Origin of the sequence: Ohtaekwangia sp. (assembly GCF_036568665.1) — a bacterium.
Classification (GTDB): Bacteria; Bacteroidota; Bacteroidia; order Cytophagales; family Cyclobacteriaceae; genus Ohtaekwangia.
In genome coordinates, this window is sequence record NZ_DATCSD010000387.1 from 1 (window position 1) to 5145 (window position 5145).

Here is a 5145-nt window from a genome sequence, read left to right on the forward strand (position 1 = left end):
TATTTATCATGAAACAGTTCATTCATTCTTAATGATGGATCGTCAGTTTTCTAGTGATGATCAGGAAGTACAACATGAAATAATGAGTGATACAATTCACATACAGTTGATGATTAGTGCAGTTCAAGACATCTATGGTAGAGCTTTAACAAACAAGGAATCAAAGACGGTAGCTGCACTTTGGTTATATGGATTGAACGATGCTAAAAATAGTGACAGTTTTAAAAATACTTCAGCTATGTGGGATTTGACGATTGATGATATTCTTAAAATGGGAGCTAAAGAGGAGAACGTAATAATAGATAAGGATACAGGAAAGATTAAAAGCATAGGTGGAAGTGATTGTTATTAGATTTAGGCTATTTTTTTATGAAATTACATATATATATACTGATTTTATTATTGAGCTCTCAGCTGGTTCGGGCACAACATCATTTATCATATTTTGATTTTATCGAAGACCCACTTAAAATTAGAGAAGGCAAAGAAGAGAATCATTTCAAGTATGCTTTAACCCTGCTTAAACAGGACTCTATTGTTAAAGCCTATCAAATTTTATGGCGTGTACATGAAACGGGAAGACTGGATTCAAAAAAAGTTAGTGATGCTCTGAAAGCAGCAAAACGGAAAATTGTTCACCGATATGATAAACTCCTTCGAAGCTCTTGGGTCTTGAGTTTTGATGGATACAGTAATCATATGCGAAGAAGGGATTCTGTCAGATATGAGAAGATTGTCATATCTAAAAAGAAGATACGGTTTTATGGAGGGGAAAGATTGACCAAGGAATATAAATACAGGAGTGAGATAAAAATAGATCCTTATTTTGGATTCATTGCTTATCTGGTTAGGTATAAGATTTCTTCTGAAGAATGGATATACAATTTAGGAAAGTATACAACGAAAAATGCACCGCTTGCTATTGAGCCAAAAGAAGGAGCGATTGATGCTAAATTCTTCGCAGTATATAAAAGAATTAAACAATATTGATCAGTATACCTCAAGTGCAAACTTCAGGACACAATTTTCAGCAAACGCGAGGGCTCAAGTTGGAGAATTTTGCATCTTTAAAATTTGATGTAGATAAGAATGGTGTTGTTGATAATATCCATTTTTCTATATCTACAGATTAGTTACTTAGTTCCTATATACGGATGTTTTGATGTCGACTAACCATCATTGGATTATAGTCCAATTGAAATCATTGTACCCATGAATCCTACTGATAGCAGATATTGATTTTATGAATTCTAAGACAGCCTTACATACTAAGTAAAAAAGTCCTTCCTTCAGGGAAGGACTTTTAATGTTATTCTTTTATACCAGCAAGGTCGAGTATGAAGGCGTCTATTAGTGCTTCGTCTTTTAGTGCCTGAAATCTTCCGGAGGAGCCTCCGTGGCCTGCGCTCATATTGGTTTTGAAGAGCAACAGATTTTTGTCGGTTTTCATTGTGCGAAGTTTGGCTACCCATTTGGCAGGTTCCCAATACTGCACCTGGCTGTCGTGTAGGCCAGTCGTTACAAGCAGGTTAGGATAAGCTTTTTTCTCTACATTGTCGTATGGCGAATAAGAGAGCATATACTCATATTCTTCCCGGATGTTTGGATTGCCCCACTCTTTCCATTCAAATGATGTGAGCGGTATAGTTTCGTCCATCATGGTGGTGATTACATCTACGAATGGAACATCGGCAACAACGCCTTTATACAGGTCAGGTCGCATGTTGGTAATGGCGCCCATCAGTAAACCTCCTGCACTGCCTCCGTTGGCAAACAGTTTATCTTTCGCAGCATATTTCTCATTAACCAGGTACTCCGAGCAATCCACAAAATCGGTAAAAGTATTTTTCTTGTGCAGCATCTTTCCATCTTCATACCATTTGCCGCCCATCTCCTGGCCACCGCGAATATGTGCTATAGCATATACAAATCCCCGGTTGAGCAGACTAAGTCTCTGCGAATCGAAGAAGGGAATCATGGAGATTCCGTATGAACCATAGGCGTATTGCAAACAAGGATTGGTACCGTCTTTTTTAAACTTGTCCTTACGATATACTATAGATATAGGTATACTGACGCCATCTCTCGCCTTTGCCATAACACGTTCGGTCTGGTAATCATTTTTGTTAAACCCTCCGAGTACTTCCTTTTCTTTTAGTAATTTTTTCTCGTGGGTGTTCATGTCATAATCATATACCGAGTTCGGTGTGGTCATCGACTGGTAATTATAGCGCAGGGTAGATGTATTGAACTCCGGGTTACCACTAAGTCCTGCATAGTAAGCAGATTCTTCGAAGTTGATGAAGTTCTCGCTTTTGTCAGACCATTTGATTGTGCGGATTTTGTTTAGTCCCTCCGTTGTTTCTTCCAATACGAGGTAATCTTTAAACAACTCAAAGGTTTCGATAAATATATTATCGCGGTGAGGTATAACGTCTTTCCAGAAAGCTTTGCCGGGATGTGTTACGGGTGTTTCTACGAGGCGATAGTTGGACGCATCGAGGTTGGTGAGAATATAGAATTTATCATTAGCATGATCCACGGTATATTTTACATTGGCCTGCAGCGGCTCTACAATTACCGGTTTGGCTTTCGGATTATCTGCCTCCAGCGCTTGCATAAATTGTGCGTCCGTTCTGCCGCTGGCAATAAATATATACTTCTCTGATTTCGATTTATATACCGAACACTCCAGCGTAGAATCTTTTTCGGTATAGATCAACTCATCTTTGGCAGGATCTGTCCCCAAGGTATGCTTATATACTTTGTTGCCGATCAGTGTCTCCGGATCGGTGAGCACATAGAGTATTGTTTTGTTATCGTTAAACCACACCAGCTCGCCTTCTGTTCCTCCTACTTTATCAGGATATAGATTGCCGGTTTTCAGGTCTTTGAAACGCAGGGTATAAAACCTGCGACCTACGGTATCGGTTATGATAGAGGCTAATGCATGGTTAGGACTCACTTCCGTATCGATATCAAAGAAGTTATGTCCTTTGCTCAGTTCATTGCCGTTCGCGATGATCTCTTCCGGAGCATCCAGCGAACCCTGCTTGCGGCAATATATGGGATACTCGTATCCTTCTTCGTAGCGTGTATAGTAATAATAATTATCCAGCCTATAAGGGACTGATTCATCTTTCTCTTTGATGCGACCCTTCATTTCATTGAAGAGTTTTTCCTGTAGTGGTTTGGTGTGTGCCAGCATGGTATCAACATACGCGTTCTCATCCTTGAGATACTGTATAACGGCCGAGTCTTCGCGGTTCTTTAGCCAGTAGAAATCATCCACGCGCTTGTGTCCGTGTTTGGATACGATCTCAAAAGGTTTCTTTTCTACTACAGGTGGAGCAACATCGGGATATAGTGCAGTCTCCTTCCCGGGACCACATGCTATCAGGGTAGTGGCACAAAGTAATGCCACCGGATAAAATGATACTTTCATGAGTGAGGTTATTCAGAAAGGCAATATAGCGGAATCTTCGGGAATGGTATATCTTCTCAAATTATTCCTCGTGCATAAGCTGGGCCTTCATCTCCGGATGATTCCAGTTTACCTCAATACTGGTGATCTGGTATAGATCGTTTAATTGAAATATAAATATATGCCAGCAATCGAGTTGACTGCCTGAACTGTTGATGCCGGCAAAGGGGAAGACGTGTATAGCCTGCAAGGTAACAAGGAGTGTAACTTTTTCAGCTTCTTCTTCGATCCAATGCATATCGTGAAAAATGATTTTGAGATCAGCGAAGCTTTCCAGGAAACCGTTCCAGAAAAATTTACCGAACGAATGCACAAGCCCGGTAAAAGAACTGCCGAGCGGCACAACATGCATGGAAGCATCGGGCGTGCAGTATAGCAGCATAGTGGAAACATCTCGTGCCTCCAATGCCTTTAGAAAACTCACACAACGCTGGCGATTGTTATACCCTTTATCTTTTACCAGGCCAACGGTCTTTTTCATGGAGAGAGGTTTGGCTGAATATACCGGTTACGCCTCATTGTCCATAGTAAAAAAACGACATATACCGGTTCGTATGGAAATATAGGAAGATAATAAAAAAAGGCAGGACAAAAGCCTGGCCTTTGGTATATATCTGTATACGGATTTACTTCTTGATGATCTTCTTCACTGATTCTTTATTGCCGTAACGAACTTTAACGAGGTATGGACCCGCTTTCAGATCGCTTACATTTATACGGTTATTCGTTTCAAAGCCCGTTGTTGTTTTTATGGTTCTTCCCATTATATCGGTCATACTGAATGTTGCAGTCTGTGCTTCCGGCAGGATGATGATCAGCTCTTCTGCGGCAGGATTGGGATATAGTATAATACCATCCTGAGCAGTGGATTCATTACTGGTGATAAGGTAAGCAAAATCGTCCGACCGTTCGAGACATCCGCTGCTGGTTACTTCTACGGCATATATACCATTCTCCAATAGGTTGATGTCAAGGGTCTGAGCAGTTGCACCGTCAATCGCTTTACCATCGAGATACCATTGATAGCTTGTACCGGCAGGAGCAGTAAGGGTTGAGCCGTTCAGCGCTAATGCTCCTACGGGTGAACAGAGATCGTACTCTGCATATTGACCACGATATTCATTTCCTACACCGGAGAAATCACCCGCTACATATAGTCTGCGGGTAGAGGCTGTTACGGTATATACATAGTATCCGCCTTCTCCCGAAGTTATGTCGGGGTTCCAGCTTTTCTGACTGGTAGTGGCCAGATCAAACGATACTATACCATGCTGTGATTGTATACCAACGGAATCAAAGGTACCAGCGATAAATAATGTATAATCGTTGGCAGTTACATCCAATGCGCTCCCGTTTTTGAATTCAGGATTCCAGGTAGTAGCTAATCCCGTTGTGGCATCAAGCCCGGCTATACGGTAGGGGCGATACGCACCTCCGATCGATTTCGGGAAATCGCCCACTACATATACTGCATTTCCGCTGGCAACGAGTTTATCTATACCCGTGCCAGCTACATCGGGAGCCCACGTTAACAAAGAACCTGTGCCAGCATCTACGGCTGCAAGATGCGTGCGGGGTAATCCTCCCACCATGGTAAATGCGCCTCCTATATATACTGTGTTATCTTTAACATCAAGGGTGGTAACGTACTGGCTAGTGGT

Annotated in this window: 5 protein-coding genes; 2 read left to right on the forward strand and 3 right to left on the reverse strand. The window is 41.6% G+C overall.

Annotated elements, in window-relative coordinates:
* A partial coding sequence (locus tag VIN08_RS22550) for a hypothetical protein (protein ID WP_331970134.1) occupies positions 1–352 on the forward strand: 352 nt, incomplete at its 5' end.
* Between the two features lie 17 nt (positions 353–369).
* Complete coding sequence (locus VIN08_RS22555; protein ID WP_331970136.1) at positions 370–990, forward strand: hypothetical protein; 621 nt, start codon at positions 370–372, stop codon at positions 988–990.
* Positions 991–1309: 319 nt separating this feature from the next.
* Here the strand turns inward: VIN08_RS22555 and VIN08_RS22560 are convergent, their stop codons facing one another.
* The 3 genes from VIN08_RS22560 to VIN08_RS22570 form a co-directional block, all read right to left on the reverse strand.
* Positions 1310–3445 (reverse strand): S9 family peptidase, encoded by a 2136-nt coding sequence (locus tag VIN08_RS22560; protein ID WP_331970139.1) that lies wholly within the window; start codon positions 3443–3445, stop codon positions 1310–1312.
* Positions 3446–3506: 61 nt separating this feature from the next.
* Positions 3507–3965, reverse strand: a complete 459-nt coding sequence (locus VIN08_RS22565) for a nuclear transport factor 2 family protein (RefSeq protein ID WP_331970142.1) — start codon at positions 3963–3965, stop codon at positions 3507–3509.
* A 145-nt stretch (positions 3966–4110) separates the two neighbouring features.
* A partial coding sequence (locus tag VIN08_RS22570) for a T9SS type A sorting domain-containing protein (protein WP_331970145.1) occupies positions 4111–5145 on the reverse strand: 1035 nt, incomplete at its 5' end.